Source organism: Schlesneria sphaerica, assembly GCF_044336245.1.
GTDB lineage: Bacteria > Planctomycetota > Planctomycetia > Planctomycetales > Planctomycetaceae > Schlesneria > Schlesneria sphaerica.
Genome location: NZ_CP172346.1, coordinates 5,461,524 through 5,477,175 on the forward strand (window position 1 = coordinate 5,461,524; position 15,652 = coordinate 5,477,175).

The 15,652-nt window shown below is 56.5% G+C and carries 14 protein-coding genes; 6 read left to right on the forward strand and 8 right to left on the reverse strand.

Annotation, left to right across the window (positions count from 1 at the left end; genetic code table 11):
- Nucleotides 1–132 precede the first annotated feature (132 nt).
- The 4 genes from ACGY09_RS19800 to ACGY09_RS19815 all read left to right on the forward strand — a co-directional run bounded on the left by ACGY09_RS19800 (nucleotide 133) and on the right by ACGY09_RS19815 (nucleotide 5,519).
- The gene (locus tag ACGY09_RS19800; RefSeq protein ID WP_397569120.1) at nucleotides 133–3,126 is read left to right on the forward strand and encodes an FG-GAP-like repeat-containing protein; all 2,994 of its coding nucleotides are present in this window, start codon (nucleotides 133–135) and stop codon (nucleotides 3,124–3,126) included.
- A gap of 438 nt (nucleotides 3,127–3,564) precedes the next feature.
- Nucleotides 3,565–4,056, forward strand: coding sequence for a hypothetical protein (locus ACGY09_RS19805; RefSeq protein ID WP_373653240.1), 492 nt, complete (start codon nucleotides 3,565–3,567; stop codon nucleotides 4,054–4,056).
- 108 nt (nucleotides 4,057–4,164) lie between these two features.
- A complete protein-coding gene (locus tag ACGY09_RS19810) occupies nucleotides 4,165–5,187 on the forward strand; it encodes a DUF1559 domain-containing protein (RefSeq protein ID WP_373653239.1) in 1,023 nt (340 codons plus the stop codon).
- A 182-nt stretch (nucleotides 5,188–5,369) separates the two neighbouring features.
- On the forward strand, nucleotides 5,370–5,519 hold the full coding sequence (locus ACGY09_RS19815; RefSeq protein ID WP_373653238.1) for a hypothetical protein: 150 nt from the start codon (nucleotides 5,370–5,372) through the stop codon (nucleotides 5,517–5,519).
- On the opposite strand, the gene ACGY09_RS19820 is transcribed toward ACGY09_RS19815, so the two are convergent.
- The 6 genes from ACGY09_RS19820 to ACGY09_RS19845 form a co-directional block, all read right to left on the reverse strand.
- A complete protein-coding gene (locus ACGY09_RS19820) occupies nucleotides 5,516–6,838 on the reverse strand; it encodes an amidohydrolase (RefSeq protein ID WP_373653237.1) in 1,323 nt (440 codons plus the stop codon). The genes ACGY09_RS19815 and ACGY09_RS19820 overlap by 4 nt on opposite strands.
- 55 nt (nucleotides 6,839–6,893) lie before the next feature.
- Nucleotides 6,894–7,925 carry a DPP IV N-terminal domain-containing protein gene (locus ACGY09_RS19825; protein ID WP_397569121.1) on the reverse strand — a complete coding sequence of 344 codons (1,032 nt, stop codon included), beginning with the start codon at nucleotides 7,923–7,925 and terminating at the stop codon, nucleotides 6,894–6,896.
- 174 nt (nucleotides 7,926–8,099) lie between these two features.
- Nucleotides 8,100–8,768 carry an ABC transporter ATP-binding protein gene (locus ACGY09_RS19830; RefSeq protein WP_373653235.1) on the reverse strand — a complete coding sequence of 223 codons (669 nt, stop codon included), beginning with the start codon at nucleotides 8,766–8,768 and terminating at the stop codon, nucleotides 8,100–8,102.
- A 155-nt stretch (nucleotides 8,769–8,923) separates the two neighbouring features.
- Nucleotides 8,924–9,397 (reverse strand): DUF1854 domain-containing protein, encoded by a 474-nt coding sequence (locus ACGY09_RS19835; RefSeq protein ID WP_397569122.1) that lies wholly within the window; start codon nucleotides 9,395–9,397, stop codon nucleotides 8,924–8,926.
- 34 nt (nucleotides 9,398–9,431) lie between these two features.
- Nucleotides 9,432–9,674, reverse strand: a complete 243-nt coding sequence (locus ACGY09_RS19840; protein WP_397569123.1) for a DUF4351 domain-containing protein — start codon at nucleotides 9,672–9,674, stop codon at nucleotides 9,432–9,434.
- 133 nt (nucleotides 9,675–9,807) lie between these two features.
- Entirely contained in the window at nucleotides 9,808–10,812 is a 1,005-nt protein-coding gene (locus tag ACGY09_RS19845; RefSeq protein ID WP_397569124.1) for a DUF4351 domain-containing protein, read from the reverse strand.
- A 336-nt stretch (nucleotides 10,813–11,148) separates the two neighbouring features.
- Between ACGY09_RS19845 and ACGY09_RS19850 the strand changes: the two genes are divergently transcribed.
- Nucleotides 11,149–13,773, forward strand: a complete 2,625-nt coding sequence (locus tag ACGY09_RS19850) for a DUF3656 domain-containing protein (protein WP_397569125.1) — start codon at nucleotides 11,149–11,151, stop codon at nucleotides 13,771–13,773.
- A gap of 130 nt (nucleotides 13,774–13,903) precedes the next feature.
- Here the strand turns inward: ACGY09_RS19850 and ACGY09_RS19855 are convergent, their stop codons facing one another.
- The gene (locus tag ACGY09_RS19855; RefSeq protein ID WP_397569126.1) at nucleotides 13,904–14,209 is read right to left on the reverse strand and encodes an IS3 family transposase; all 306 of its coding nucleotides are present in this window, start codon (nucleotides 14,207–14,209) and stop codon (nucleotides 13,904–13,906) included.
- A complete protein-coding gene (locus tag ACGY09_RS19860) occupies nucleotides 14,206–14,508 on the reverse strand; it encodes a transposase (RefSeq protein WP_397569127.1) in 303 nt (100 codons plus the stop codon). The genes ACGY09_RS19855 and ACGY09_RS19860 overlap by 4 nt, the downstream gene beginning before the upstream one ends.
- A 93-nt stretch (nucleotides 14,509–14,601) precedes the next feature.
- Here ACGY09_RS19860 and ACGY09_RS19865 point away from each other — a divergent pair, with 93 nt between their 5' ends.
- Nucleotides 14,602–15,147, forward strand: a complete 546-nt coding sequence (locus ACGY09_RS19865) for an RNA 2'-phosphotransferase (RefSeq protein WP_397569128.1) — start codon at nucleotides 14,602–14,604, stop codon at nucleotides 15,145–15,147.
- Nucleotides 15,148–15,652 lie beyond the last annotated feature (505 nt).

A 15,652-nucleotide genomic window follows, 5' to 3' on the forward strand; every position in this document is an offset into this window, starting at 1 on the left:
TTGCTGTTTTATGTCGGTGCAGAAACCGCTGTTTGCTGAGATCCAATACGAATGCGGGATCGAAATCAATCAAGCTGCCGCCGATTCGGCACGTCGGCCATTCCTCGATTCTCTCGCTCGACAGGAAATGAATTGTCCACTTCTGATGACCGCCCGAAGCCGGTTCCCCTGGCGACACGCTCACACAAAACAAGGCCGTGGCTGCTGCCTTTGTTGATCGTCATCGGAATCGCGGGGGCGACGGCGGTGGCCTTCAAAGTATTTAACGCAAATCCCACCGCAGATGAGTTGCTCGAACAAAGTCAGACCGCCTTGGACCAGCGCGATTACGCGCAGGCCGTCAGCACGCTGGAGCGGGCAGTGGAGCAGTACCCTGACCTGAAAGAAGCATGGGCTCTGCTGGCCGATGCGTCCGCGCGGGAGGGAGATGCGTCCCGGTCGCTGACGGCACTTGAGCAACTGGTGCGACTGGATCCGGCTCGAGCCAGTTCCCTTGCCGTGCAATTGGGCAGAAACTGGATGACGCGGAATCTCATCCGACCCGCGATTAACACCCTGCGGCTGGCGAGTGTGGCGAACCCTAATGCGGCTGAACCTGACCGCTACCTGGCGCAGATTTTTGCTGTGACGGGACATCGTGCCGAGGTGGTTGAGTGCCTGGTCCGACTGATTCAGAAGAACGCGTTTACGCAGGATGATCTGGTCGTGCTGTCTTCTGTCAATCCCACGGTTGATGACTCGGGGCGGCTCGAACTGATGCTCAAAGCCGATCCGAATGAAAAGTCGCCGCTGTTACCGCAGGCGATGCATGAGCTGGATCGAAACCGCGTCTCCGAGGCAGAACAATACCTGCTCGAGGTCGTGAAGGCCGACCCGGGGGACAACGAAGCACAGAGTATCCTGGGAGAAATCTACGCGGATTTCGCACCTGAGAAATTTCTCGCCTGGAATGCTCAACTTCCTCCCACGAGCGAGAACGACGGACGGATCTGGTTGGCACGGGCGAAATGGCTGAATCTCAACGGAAAACCCGACCCCGCGATCCGCTGCTTGCATGAGGCGCTCGTTCGCGAGCCGGAAAGCCTTTCGGCCAACATGTTGATGGGGCAGGTACTCAAATCTCGCGGTCTGGCCGAACTCGGTACATCCTATACTGAGCGGGCACGCAGTCTACAGCGGATCACCGATCTCAGTTCCCGCATGGGTGAGCCTCAGTCCCATTTGTTAATTGAACCCATGATCTCGGAACTCGCAGCGACGGGGCGATTGTGGGAGGCCTGGGGGTGGGCCGAAGTTTATGACAGGCGGGTCCGTCCTGCTACTGGTGATCCCATGCTGGCCCGGAAAAAGGAACTCGCTGCACAGGCGGCACTGGCCGGGCCGACGCGGACGAAGCCCGGCAGCCTGGCAGGGGACAAGAGTGAGTGGTTGAAATATCCGTTACCCGACTGGACCCAGTCTGCCTCCAGCCCGGCGGGGAGTGAGCCGACGAGGGAAGGTGAGTCGACTGAGATCCGGTTCGTGGACCAGGCTGAGTTGGCAGGACTGGACTTTCGCTATATCAACACGTCCGCTCAGGAATCGGGACACAAGATTTATGAAACGATGGGGGCAGGGGTCGCAGTCCTGGATTTCGATCAGGATGGGTGGCCGGATCTCTACTTCGCGCAAGGCAAACCGCTCCCTCTTTCAAGTCCTACCGGGCCCAGTGATGCTCTCTACCGCAATCACCGGGGCGAGCGGTTTGAGTCTGTGACCGTTCCGGCGGGAATCGATGAGACGTCTTACTCCCAGGGCGTGACGGTCGGCGATTACAACAATGATGGATTCCCCGACATCTATGTGGCCAACCTGGGACGGAACAAGCTGTTCTGCAACTGTGGTGATGGCACATTTCGGGACGTGACGGATGAAGCGGGGATTCAGGAATCGGCGTGGACGGTGAGCTGCGCGATTGCCGATTTGAATGGGGACGGCTTGCCCGAGATCTTCGATGTCAATTACTGCGAAGGACAGGACTTTCTGACGGCGACTTGCTACGACGAATTTCGTAGGCCCGTCGTTTGTCGCCCGACGATGTTCAACGCCGCGCTCGACACCGTGGCGGTCAATCTGGGTGACGGCCGCTTTCAGGAACTTCAGGCGGAAGCGGGACTGGACCTTCCGCTCGGGATGGGACTGGGCCTCGTCATCGGTGACTTCAATGATGACCACCGACCCGATGTTTTTATCGCGAACGACATGACGGCAAATTTTCTGCTGATCAATCAAACGGAGCAAGCAGGAGGAGCGCTTCGCTTTGTCGATGAGGCATTCTTGCGGGGTGTCGCGCTTGACGCGAACGGTCTGGCCCAGGCGTGCATGGGGATTGCCACCTGGGACGTAAACCGTGACGGAAAGCTGGATCTGTTTATCACGAACTTCGCACGCGAGTCGAATACGTTGTACTTATCGCAGGCAGGGGACGTCTATGAGGATCAGACTCAGCGGGCCGGGCTTCGAAAGCCCACGTTCGAGCCACTCGGCTTTGGTACTCAATTCATCGATGCGGATCGCGATGGCCGTCCCGAGTTGGTCGTGATGAATGGCCACATTGACGAATTTTTGAATGAACCGTTTCGCATGAAGGCACAGATTTTCCATGGACTTGATGACGCCCGGTTCGTCGAAATCTCCGATCAGGTGGGGGGCGAATTCTGGCGAGACGAAAGACTTGCCCGAGGTCTCGCCCTGATCGACTGGAATCGGGATGGTCTGACGGACTTCGTCGCGACCGACCTGGAAAAGCCCGTTCTACTGGCGACGAATGCGACGGAAAATCAGTGTCATTCGCTCTGCCTGAAACTCATTGGAACCCAATCCAGCCGTGATGCGATCGGCGCCAAAATTCGGGTCGTCCTGCAGAACGGCGAAGAAAGAATCGCGCAGTTGACAGGTGGCGACGGTTACGAATCGTGTAGTGAACGAGTTGTATCGATCGGGGTAAGTCGGGATGAACGAGTGAACAAAATTGAAGTTCAATGGCCATCCGGTCACAAAGATGTGTTTGAAAATGTCGCAGTTGCGGCGAAATGGTTAGCAATCGAATCGCGGTCGACGTTGGTTGAATTTAATAGCGACCGCTGATATCTAAGGGGCTGGATTCGTTTTTGTAAATGTGCCTTCCGAGTAAGCAGCTTCGATGTTTTTTCTTGCGATGTTCTCAAAAATGGCGAGAACCGTTGATTTTATGAGTTTACTTGGAACGTACCGTCACCTATCGTCATTGGTAGACGAAATCGTCTCAAGAAGTGGCGTAATTGATGCTCCTGCGGTTCGGCAGTGACTGACGCCAAGCACCAGTCAGCCCCGGAAGCCTCCGATTCGCTCGTATCGCGTCTAAAGAGAGCGACAAAGGTACGACACTTGCATACTACGCAACTGTGTCGCCTTCACGCGAAACGATCAGACGGCTCGGACCTACGCCTCTTCGCCAGTGCTGAATTTTGTTTTTGGACGGGACACATTCGTTGCCGGAAGCTCTTGATGCTTCTGCGGTGTCTCGAAACTGTGAGGAGGATGTCAGTGAAGCTCTCAGCCCGTTGCCTGTTGTCGTTGATTGTCGTCTTCTTTGTTGGTCTGGTTCAGGGCTGTGGCGGCTCCAAGACCGTCGCTGAGAAGATTGTCCCTGCATCCGGGGTCATCAAGTTGGATGGTAAGCCTGTGGCGGGTATCAACATCCGCTTCACCCCCATCAATGAGACCAAGAGCGTCGGTGGGGCCTGGGCAGTTACGAAGGACGACGGCAGCTTCACCGTGATGCACTGGACGAATAAAGAGGGGATCACCCCCGGTTCATACATGGTCTCGTTTTCGAGAATGGTCAAACAGGATGGAAGCCCCTTGGGGCCCAATGACTCACCCGCCATGGTTCGGGCAAAAGAAACCATTGCAGCACGATGGAACAACCCCGGCGACAAGATGGCGGAAATGACCCGACGGGTCGACGTTCCTGAAGCGGGCAAAAGCGATATCGAATTCTCGATCACTTCGGCGAAGAATGCTCCGAAGAAATAACGGTTTGCTCGAGCAGTGTTGCTAAAAGCTGCTTGTCATCATTGAGAGGAAATGTATCGAAGCAACGTCTTCGTACTTTTTTGTTTTCCCTGTTTGGAGTGGATTTGGATGAAGAGTTTTGATCCTGTGTCTTACAAGCCCCGGCGCTACAGTCGCGCGTTCACGCTGATTGAGCTGCTGGTCGTGATCGCCATTATCGCGGTCTTGATCGCTCTGCTGTTGCCTGCCGTGCAGCAGGCACGCGAGGCTGCTCGCCGTACGCAATGCAAGAACAACCTGAAGCAGATTGGTCTCGCCCTGCATAACTACCACGACGTAGCGGGAATGTTCCCCTATGCCTCCAGCTTTAACGCCGCAACCGCGAACAACAACGCGTTGCCGAACATCAAGAATCAGAGCGGCTGGGTGTTGATCCTCCCGTACTTCGATCAGGCTCCCCTGTACAATCGAATCAACCACAGTGCGGCCATGGGGGGCTGGAAAGACAACGGTAGTCTTCCACTTGCCGGAATCGGCGGAATTGTACCTCCGGAAAACGCCGCTGCTGCTGCTGTCAAACTGAACGCTTTGCTTTGTCCATCAGACAGTGGAACCCCCTTCATTCAAGGGCTGTTGGACGGTAACTACGGCTGTGATCCCAGCGTCAACTCGTACAAGACGAATTATGGTTTCTGCACCACCGATGGACAGGGCTGGAACATGTGGTCCAAGGAAGATCAGTACACTCGTTCCATGTTCGGTGCCATGTCGACGGCATCGCTGCGTGACCTGACCGACGGATCGAGTAACACCGTGGCTGTTGTCGAAACGACTCTGAATGTGCATGACGGTTACACGGGTTCGTGGGCCTGTTCGCAGCACGTTGGCAACGGAATTCAGTTCGGTAACCTCAACGGTCAGCGAAAAATCAATGACTGGGCCTGCTGCGGCTGGGGACCTGGAACGCCATGGAGCGTTCAGAATCCTCCGGGTAAGCTCGGTGAATGGGGTACGCCCGGAAGCCTTCACACCGGTGGTGTGCAGGCGCTGCTCGGTGACGGTTCGGTCCGTTTCATCAGCGAGAATATCGACAACACCACCCGTCAGCGACTGGCCTACATCGCCGACGGCAATCCTGTTGGTGAGTTCTAAATTTCTGGGCTGAAGCCATAAATTGATCCGACGTCAACGAATCGCCGCGTGCTTCTGCCCGCGGCGATTTGTGTTTGCGTCGCACCGCACTTCTCCGCGGATGATCACGGAATGAATTGGCGGTCGGTTTTTGAGGTTCCCGTTTTGCAGTGGCCGGTGTGCGTCGTTGGCTCGGAACTCAAGTGCAGGGTGTTATCGAAGACGAACCGAGCATGCCGCTGGCCGGGCAACGTGCTGTGGTAAAGCGGGGCGGAATTCGCGAAGACCACACCTGGAAGAAAACTGTCCCCCCGGTGAAGAAGATTATCCAGGCGATGCTGCAGCGACACTAATTCTCGACCTTCATGAGTTCGAGCACGGCGGCGGACATGGCGGTCACACCCGTCTTGATCGTTTCCGGGGCGTCAGGATAGTAGAACGGCGAGTGCAACGAATCGGGGGTCTTCCCGGCGTCCCGAAGTGCATTCATGCGTTCCGGAGTCACTGATCCTAAACGAAACATGAAGATGGGAACGCCAGCGAGCCCGTACTGAGAGAAATCCTCGCCCCCCATCGACGGTTCGACGGGCACAACGTTGTCTTCGCCCAAAGCCTCGCGGAACGCGGGAACCACTCTTTCCACCAAGTCTGCATCATTCTTGGTAGCAGGCGTCCAGTCTGATAACTCGATCGTCGGTTCCGGGGCACCGGCACTGATCGCGGCCGCCTTGGCTTTTCTCCGGATCCCCTCGATCAGCTTTTCGCGCACTTCAGGCGAGTAGCTTCGCACCGTCAACTGGAGCCGGCAACTGTTCCCGATGATGTTGTGCTTGGTTCCTCCCTGGATCGATCCCACGGTCACGACCGCCGGTTCGAAGGGACTGCTCTCACGGCTGACCAGAGTCTGAAGATCAACAATCAGGTGCGCCGCCTGGACGATCGGATCAATCGTTGTGTGAGGGAAGGCTCCGTGTCCTCCTTTTCCTTTGACGAGAATGTCGACACTGTCGACGTTCGCCAGGATGTAGCCTGCTTTCACGCCCACTTTCCCGGTGGGCAGGGTCGGATCAACGTGCAGTGCAAGGGCGGAATGAGGTCGTGGAAAGCGAGTGAACAGGCCATCTTTTAACATGGCCTCGGCCCCTCCGCCGATCTCTTCTGCCGGTTGTCCCACGAACATGACCGTACCACGCCATCGGTCCTGATGGCTGGCAAGGTATCGCGCGACACCAATCTGACAGGTGATATGAACATCATGCCCGCAGGCATGCATCACACCGACGTCGTTTCCCTTCGCATCCTTGGTTTTGACCGTCGAGGCGAATGGCAGACCGGTAGCCTCGGTCACCGGAAGGGCATCGAGATCGGTACGAAGCATGATGGTGGGGCCTTCTCCATTTTTTAGCAGCCCCACGACCCCCTGCTGACCGACCCCGGTGGTAACTTCGCAGCCGAGCGATTTCAGCTCGGCGGCGTGCTTGCGTGCTGTCTGTTCTTCGCGGAATGAGAGTTCGGGATTGCTGTGAAAGTCGCGATACAACACCAGCAGTTCGTCGACATGCTGCTGCGACCAGTCCGCAATCTTCTCTTCTCCCCGGCAGACGGAGAACCCGCAGACGGCGAAAGCGATCAGTCCCAGCAGCAGTGACACAGGCAAAGCATGAACACGCATGGGTGGTCCTTTGAAGAGTCGCGATGGGATGGTGAATTCGGACTGAGCGTCCCCGTCAATTTCCTCTCTTCTCGCGCAGCCAGTCCACGATCCAGAGCTGGCTGGTCCCGTCGGCACCACGGGTCGATGTCCACATCAGGCTCTTTCCATCGGGGCTGAAGACGGGCAGGACATCTTGCGCGGTGCTGTGCGTGATTTGCGTCACGGCTCCACGTTTGACGGAGTCTGACGTCCATTCCAGTTCCATTGTGAACAGGTGAAACGGAGCATTGGCGGGACCTTTGCTGTAGTCCGCGCTGGCCCAGACAAGATACTTGCCGCTGGGGTGGAAGTACGGGCACCAGTTCACCTGATCGAGGTTATCCGTCAATTGAACTTCGGTCTTTCCGTCGACAGAGATGGCAAACAACTGCAGCATGTGCTCTTTCTGGCGGTCTGACCGAAAGATGACCCACTTGTTGTCGGGAGAGAAGAAGGGACCGCCATCATAGCCGGGTTGGTTCGTCAATTGACGAACGTTCGAACCATCCGCGTCCATGATGTACAGATCAGGATCCCCATCTCGTGACGACGTGAAGACGATCTGTTTCCCATCAGAAGAAAAACTTCCTTCAGCGTCGTATTCGGGGCTGTCGGTCAGCCGCTTCATTCCGGTGCCATCAAAGTTCGAAATGTAGATGTCCATGTGCGGATCGAAATCCCACAGATAACGCCGACGACCTCCTTTGGCCGCTTCTTCGCGTGCTTTCAGTTCGGTGATGTCGATCTGGGGATCCGTGTGGCTGGACGCGAAGAGAATTTTCGTTCCGTCAGGCGAGAAGTACGCACACGTTGTTCGGCCCCGACCTGTGCTGAGGAGTCGCGGTGTTTTCTCATCAAGCTTCTGAACGTAGATCTGGTAGAAGGGATACCCAATCGGGTACGCCTGATAGACGATCCACTCGCCATTGGGCGAGAAGTACCCTTCACCCGCGCGAGGCAGGCCGGATGTGACTTGTCGAAGATTACCCAGATATTTCGCCTCGGCGGCCTCATCAGTGACGGCAGGGGGAGCTCCCAGTGCAATGAGGAGTAACGCGGTCAACATCAGTTTGATCTCCTGTGGAACTGACAGAAACTACGACAGTTCCCGAGATCTTACCGCAATGACTTTGAAGAATCGTCTCACGGCGATCAGGATTCTTCCGGTTCAATAGACCTTCCTGCCAGTGTGGTCGTGGCGAGAACGACACCGCTGCAAGCGAATGCGGAAGCAGGCAGCTTAAGGCTGGTTGGCCACGCGCCCGTCACGAATGCGGATGACGTGATCATCTTCGCGGATGTATTCATGCTCATGGGTGACGACTACGACTGTCGATTGCTGTTCCTGACAGAGGGCTCGCAGGTCTTGCAGAATCGCCAGGGAATTGGCCGTGTCGAGTTCTCCTGTCGGTTCGTCCGCGAGCACCAGTTTCGGTCGCTTGAGCAACGCACGAGCGATTGCCACCCGTTGTTGTTCGCCGCCAGACAACTGGTTGGGGCGGTGCTCACGGCGATCCCCCAACCCAAGTCGATCCAGTAATTCCGCGGCCTTGTTGCGCAACTCGCGACTCACCCCGGTTGGCAGAAAGGGGACCAGCACGTTTTCCACAGCCGTCAGATTGGCAAGCAGATTGAAGTTCTGAAAGATGAACCCTGCATCCTTCCTTCGAAATTCGTCCCGTTCGCTTGCTGTCATGGATTGCAGCGATTTGCCGTGGACAGTGATGGTGCCCGTGGTCGGTTCATCCAGTGCACCAAGCAGATAGAGCAGGGTGCTTTTACCGCTTCCCGAGGGGCCCAGAATAAACGTGAATGACCCTTTGGGAATCTGGCAGGTGATTTCCCGGAGTGCGGGGACTTCGAGGCGGCCCCGGCGATGCATTTTCGAGACGGCTTGGACTTCAATCATGAATGAGTTGCTTCCGCGTCGGCGATGCCGAAATAATCAATTATAGCAGCTCGCCTGACAAGCTTCCGCTTTTAGAGGATGACAAAGACGCTCAAGTCTCAGGATGGTGAGAGGGCAGGGGTGACAAACTCGCCAGATTTCTGGCGGACTGGAGCCTACGCCAGGCGCTGCACAATTCGCTGGGAATGCGAATCGAGACGACGCACGTCCGGAATGGAATAACGAATCCCGTGCGAATCGGCCACAATCACGCGATGCGTTCCGAGCTTGCGGACGTCATCTTCGCTCTCCAGTTGGAAGCTTGTCCTTCCGCGATCGGTATCAACGACCCAGTGGCAGGGGGGGCTGGGATTGGTTGTCGAAATCACACGCTGGATGACCGGCACAAAATCACGTGCTGCCAGTTCCGCGTTGAGGACGTCGCGGGACTGAGGCGACAATACATCGAGATCCGGCAAAGTCAGAATTTCATGGCCTTCCGAGTCCAGCAGGGCAATCAATTTCTCGGGATCGGTCAGAGGGAAACAGCGGAGAGGGTCGATCCCCGCATACGTTCGGCCATCGTCAAGCGTGAGGGTCAGACGGCCCCATGAGTCATGATCGAAGGTCAGTTTTGTCAGGTCCGTCATAGGTTTCCTCGCGAGGCATGCCGCCTCGAACGGATCAGGAATTGTTATTTGTCAGCCAGTTTTTCAGGTCATCGAGAGAACGGAAATCAATTGCCGATTCGCCGAGTGTTTCACGCTGTTCCAGCGAGAGTGTTTTGATCTGTGCCTGGATTTTCTCGGGCACTTCGCCACAGATGCGTGACAGGATCCGCAGGAGGATTCGGGTACTCCCTCGTTCCAGCCCTTGCTCCAGTCCTCGTTGTTCCGCGTGGCGTTCGATTGATGTGACGTACGGCATCTGCAATTCCTTCTCGTCGGCGATGAGTTCCTCATGAAATTGTCGACTCACGTCCAGCGGGAACGCGCGTTGCCTCGTCTAGCGGATGGAGCTTCATTAGGCGGGATGTTGTCAATCCATTGCTTCGGATGGATCAGGAATTGTTATTTGTCAGCCAGTTTTTCAGGTCGTCGAGAGAACGGAAATCGATTGCCGATTCGCCGAGAGTTTCACGCTGCTCCAGCGAGAGTGTTTCAATTTTTGACTGGACTTCCTCGGGCACATCACCACAGACGCGTGACAAGATCCGCATGAGGAGCCGGGTGCTCCCTCGCTCCAGTCCCTTCTTTAACCCTTGTTCCAACCCTTGTTCCAGTCCTCGTTGTTCCGCGTGGCGTTCGATTGATGTGACGTACGGCATCTGCAATTCCTTCTCGTAGGCGATGAGTTCCTCATTAAATTGTCGACTCAAATCCAGCCGGAGGTGCATCATCCAGTCGATCAGTCGGAAAATCTCGCGGATCTGATCCGCATCATATCCAGCCGTGTAAAGATTTCTCACCAGTTGCGTTTTGGCATTATAACGAGCCTGCGGGTCGCGTGAGGTGCGAAGGGCAGCGATCTGGGCTCGCGACACCTCGACGACGAGCGATCTGTCGTCTTTCCAATCGGTCGCGAGTCGATCGAGAACCTTACACATCGGAAAAAGTCGATTGCTGACAAATCCACCCAGCTCAAACTGATACTTGTCAGGTCGCCAGTCAGGATTGACATCGGTCAACAAAACCAGCGTCAAGACGTCTCTCTGAAACAGCCACTTCAATCCCGAATTATACAGATCGATCCGAAAATCAAAGTTGGCTTCGTAATTTGTCTGAATTTCCAGGTGGCAGAAAATCCATTGTTCACCACCTTCGATCAGCCAGACTTTGAACAGGAGATCGACCTCCCGGTTACGATGCCCTGATTGTCCGACGATCTGACTGATTTCCTTGTCGAGCCAGACGGGGGCGCGGGACCAGTCGATCAACAGGGCCAGCCGGGCAAAACATTTCTCGATGAATTCGCGCAGGTGAAGCCGAAAGGCCTCCTTCCAGGCCCCATCGTAGTCACTGTCCTGCCGAATTTCGGCTTCGGTCGCATCCGCAGGTTCAATCATCGTGTCGACTCGATGCAAGAAGGACGGCTGATCTCCAGGAAAACGCGGACAAACACCCGGCACCAATTGACGTTACGGCGCGTGGGCTCGAAGATCCTCTGTGGTTTCGGCTCCATCAGATGCAAAGTGCGAGCATACTGGGTCTGCTAGAATGGAGAAACGGTTGGATTTGAACAAGGTCGCGAGTCTGCTTTTCTGACCGTGGCCTCGGCTGCCGTCGTTATACTTCTGCGGCCGGTTTCGCTTGATCGGAAGGACCGATATCGTTCCCCCCCATTGTAGCTCGCCCGCAGTGATTGCACCGCACTCTATATTCATATTTGTATCGGCTGATTCATGGCTCTGCCTCCTTCACTTCGACCTGAACTTCTTGCTCCTGCCGGTGACCGCGACTGTATGCGCGCCGCTGTCGAGAATGGGGCCGACGCGGTCTACTTCGGCTTGAACTGCGGGTTCAACGCGCGGGCGCGCGCGACGAATGTGGCTCCCCGGGAACTTGCAGAAGTGATGAGCTTCCTCCACCATCGAGGTGTGAAGGGCTACATCACCCTGAACACGCTGGCCTTCACGGACGAACTCCCCGAACTGGAATCGCTGCTTCGCGTGATCTCCGATGCGAATGTGGATGCCGTGCTGGTCCAGGACCTGGGAGTCGTACGACTCATCCGCGAGGCCTGTCCGGCTTTGCCGATTCACGCTTCCACCCAGATGACGTTGACGAGCGCCGAATGTATTGAGGTCGCCCAGGAACTCGGAGTCGAGCGGGTGGTGTTGCCGCGCGAGCTGTCGATACGCGAGATCGCAAAACTGAAAAAGTCGACCTCCATCGAACTGGAGTGTTTCGTCCACGGCGCGCTGTGCGTTGCTTATTCCGGTCAATGCCTCACCAGCGAATCCCTGGGGGGACGAAGTGCCAATCGGGGACAATGCGCGCAGGCCTGCCGTCTTCCCTACGATCTGATCTGTGACGGGGAAGACGTCGATCTGGGACCGCAAAAATATCTGCTCAGCCCTCAGGATCTGGCCGCCTACGAGCTGACTCCGGAACTGATCGCCGCCGGAATTTCGTCCTTCAAGATTGAGGGACGACTGAAGTCCGCGGATTATGTCGCCAATATCACGCGGCATTACCGTGCTGCGATCGACTCGGCCATGCGAGGTGAAGCGATCGAAGTCTCGCGCGAGGACGTGCGCGAGATGGAACTCTCGTTCTCACGCGGATTTTCCGTCGGCTGGCTGAACGGCGACGACCACAAGATGCTGGTCCCCGGACTTTCCTCTGCGAAGCGAGGAGTTCTGCTGGGGACTGTCACGCGTGTTTACAGTCACACTGTCGAAATCCGTCTTCAGGGGCCTGTGTCGCGTGGCGATGGAGTCGTCTTCGAAGGAGACCGAACCGCCGACGAAGAGCAGGGAGGGCGAGTCTACGGGGTCATTGCCGGTGGTCAGGCGGTGGACGAAGCCGTTGCAACGGGAAAAGTAGAACTCGAATTTCAGCATGGCTCGATCGATTTCCAGCGAATGTATCCGGGCCAATCTGTCTGGAAGACGGACGATCCCCGTCTCACCGCCCGACTGCGAAAGACATACACTGGACCCGATCCGCTACGTAAACGACCGCTGGACCTCAGCGTGCGGGCAATTGCGGGCCAACCCGCTCAAATCGAAGCTGTCGTCACCCCCGACGTCGTTTCGAGTCACGGCCAGGAACTGCGAGTTGGCGTTGAGTCGGCCGAGCCCTTGCCCGTTGCGCGAAAACACCCGGTGACTGAAGAGTTTCTCGCCGAACAACTCGGCCGGCTGGGAAATACCCCCTACGAACTGCGTCGGCTTGAAGCCTTCATCGCGGGAGAGCCAATGATTCCGCTGAGCGTGCTGTCGAAACTGCGGCAGGAAATGGTGGTGAAACTGGACCACCAGGCCATGCTCGCAAGGCCCAGACGCCTGCATCCAGACTTGGCGCTGCGGGAACTGCAGCAGCAAATCAACCGTCGCGCACCTTCGGCGGCAGAACCCAGGCAGGGACCTCGGTTGCATCTGCTGTGTCGTACGCTGAAGCAGATCGAGACTGTTCTCGATGAACCTGTCCACCGCGAAATCGGCGGGAACGAGCAACGCCCGGGGGATTTTGGTCAAAGCCAGAACGCATCCGCCTTGGACAGGGCGCCGGCGATCTATGCCGACTTTCAGGATATCCGCGAGTACCGGCAAGCGGTCGAGATGGTGCATTCCAGTCAGCGGCAGATTTACCTGGCTCCTCCCCGAATCCAGAAACCCGACGAAGCGGGGCTGTTCCTCGCGCTGGCCAAGCATTCACCGGACGGAATTCTGGTTCGTAATCTGGCAGGGTTGCGATTCTGTACCGAGCGAAAAATTCCGTTCGTGGCCGACTATTCGCTGAACGTGGCGAATGAGTTGACTGCCGACTTTCTGAAAGGGCAGGGGGCCGAGCGAGTGACGGCTTCTTACGATCTGAACCGAGATCAACTGCTGAATCTGGTTGAGGCGGTTCCCCCTCAGTGGATGGAAGTGGTGATTCACCAGCACATGCCGATGTTTCACATGGAGCATTGCGTCTTCTGTTCCGTGCTGTCCCCCGGAACAAACAAGACGAATTGCGGTCGCCCGTGCGACGAACACTTGGTTCAGCTTCGCGACCGGGTAGGAACTGAGCATCCGCTGAAGGCGGACGTCGGCTGCCGAAACACGCTCTACAACGCTGTTCCGCAAAGTGCCGCAGAAGTCGTCGCGACGCTGCTAGAGCGGGGCGTCAGAAATCTGCGGATCGAGTTCCTCGATGAAGAACCTGCTGAAGTCCGAAGGATTCTCAGTCTCTACGGTGACTTACTCGCGCAGCGGATCCGGGGTGAAGATGTCTGGCGCCGACTGAACGCGGCCAACCGAGTCGGCGTCACTCGCGGAACCCTGGAAGAACGCCGAAACCCCCTGGCCATTCTGTAGGCCGAACAAGGCGACCTCTCGTGCCGGTCATCAACTTCAGATTTCCGGCTCGGGTGCCCCGTTCGAAGAGCCCCCCTCGCCAGACTGCTGCAGACGTCACTGCCGATAGCGGAGAGGGGGGCGGGCTGTGCTATGGTGTGGGGGCCCGCAGCCCCTGTAAACTCAGCAGTTGAGCCACTTTTCGCGGTGAGCAAATCTCTCCTTGATCGGCTAACTCCTCCGCAATTCGACGCGCGCCATAACGGCGGCGATGGTTCCACAAGATGGCTTGGATCTGTTGAGCCAGTCGCGTGTCACGAGATTCTCGCCCGCTGGGGATACGCTCTCTCCAGGCGTAATACGCGGACCGACTGACTCCCAACACCTCGCACACGACACTGGTCTGAGCGTTGCTTGATTGTGCAATACCCGGCACGGCAGCGTAGATGTCCGTCACTCGTTGCGGCCGAAAATGGCCAACGCTTTTTTTAGGATGTCACGCTCCCGAATCACTCGCTGAAGCTCCACTTCAAGTTCGTGGACACGCGCTTCCAGCGTGCTTGCGATCGGGCCCGACTCCTCGAGCTGCGCCTGTTTCCATCGGTAGAGAACATTGGGGCTCGACAGGCCCAGTCGCTCCGCAACGGAACTGGCAGAGTGTCCATCCAGCAGCAAGGCCACCGCTTCTTTCTTGAACTCCTCCGTGAAGCTCCGGCGTGTTCGTTTTGCGTTTCTCTTTTCGACTTTCTTAGACATCCCACAATCCTTTCTGGGGCTTCCAGTTTAAGATGTTGAACTGTCCGTGAACTCGTCAGCACCTCAGTCAGCGATAAAAAAATTAGAGGCACAATGAGCAAACGGATTGTGACTGTCAGCAAATTTATGAGTGAGTACCTGCGGCATGAACCGGAGGTACTTGGTTTGAATTTAGAGCCGGGTGGCTGGGTGTTGATTGAAGAACTGTTGGCCGGGGCTGAGAGAATCGGGTTTCGGATGACGCGCGACGAACTGCTTCAGGTTGTGGCAGAGAACGATAAGCAGCGGTTCGCACTGAATGAGACGCAGACGAAGATTCGTGCGAACCAGGGGCATTCGATCTCCGTCGACCTGCAACTCGTTGAAGTTCCACCACCGCCCGAGCTGTTTCATGGCACGGTAAGTCGATTTCTCGATGCGATCCTGCTTGAAGGGTTGAAGAAGATGAGCCGTCACGACGTTCATCTTTCACAGGAACTGGATGTCGCGGCCAAAGTGGGTGAGCGGCGAGGGACGCCCGTCATTCTGGTTATTGATTCCGCAGGGATGTCCGCAGACGGCTACAAGTTCCGGCGTTCGGAGAACGGCGTCTGGCTCACGGATCACGTCCCTGCCAGGTACATTCGGTTGCACTCATGAAGTGATCACGTTTGACCTGGAGTGACCCGCACTCAGTCGGCTTGCCCTGATTGTTTGGCGTGGGTATTCGGGGCGACGGACGTGCCATGGAAATGGATTTCGGAAGAAGATAAGCGTCGGGATGCCCCTGCGAGGGGAGTGATTGGTGCGCCATTTTCTATATCCGCTCGCAGTCGATGCCCACTCGCTGCCAGTTTTTCAATGAGTCTGTCACTAAGAACCAGCGGATGGGCGAAGAAGGGCTCTCAATTTTCGTTTTGAAGGATTCTCGTGCTGAGGTGGGTGGTGCTGTCGTTCTTTGAAGAAGTTTGAGTAGACAAAAAGCGACAACTGGTGTTGACGCGAGTGTCCTGTTCATGTAACACTAACGCATGAGAACGACCAAAACTGGAACGATATACAGTGGCGGGCCGGAAGAAGGGGTTCTCGTCTTATTTACGGTGCTCGATTCGTGGTCCCGTCGTCCCGTCGTTTCGTGGGACGCTGGAGATAGATCCAGCGCGAG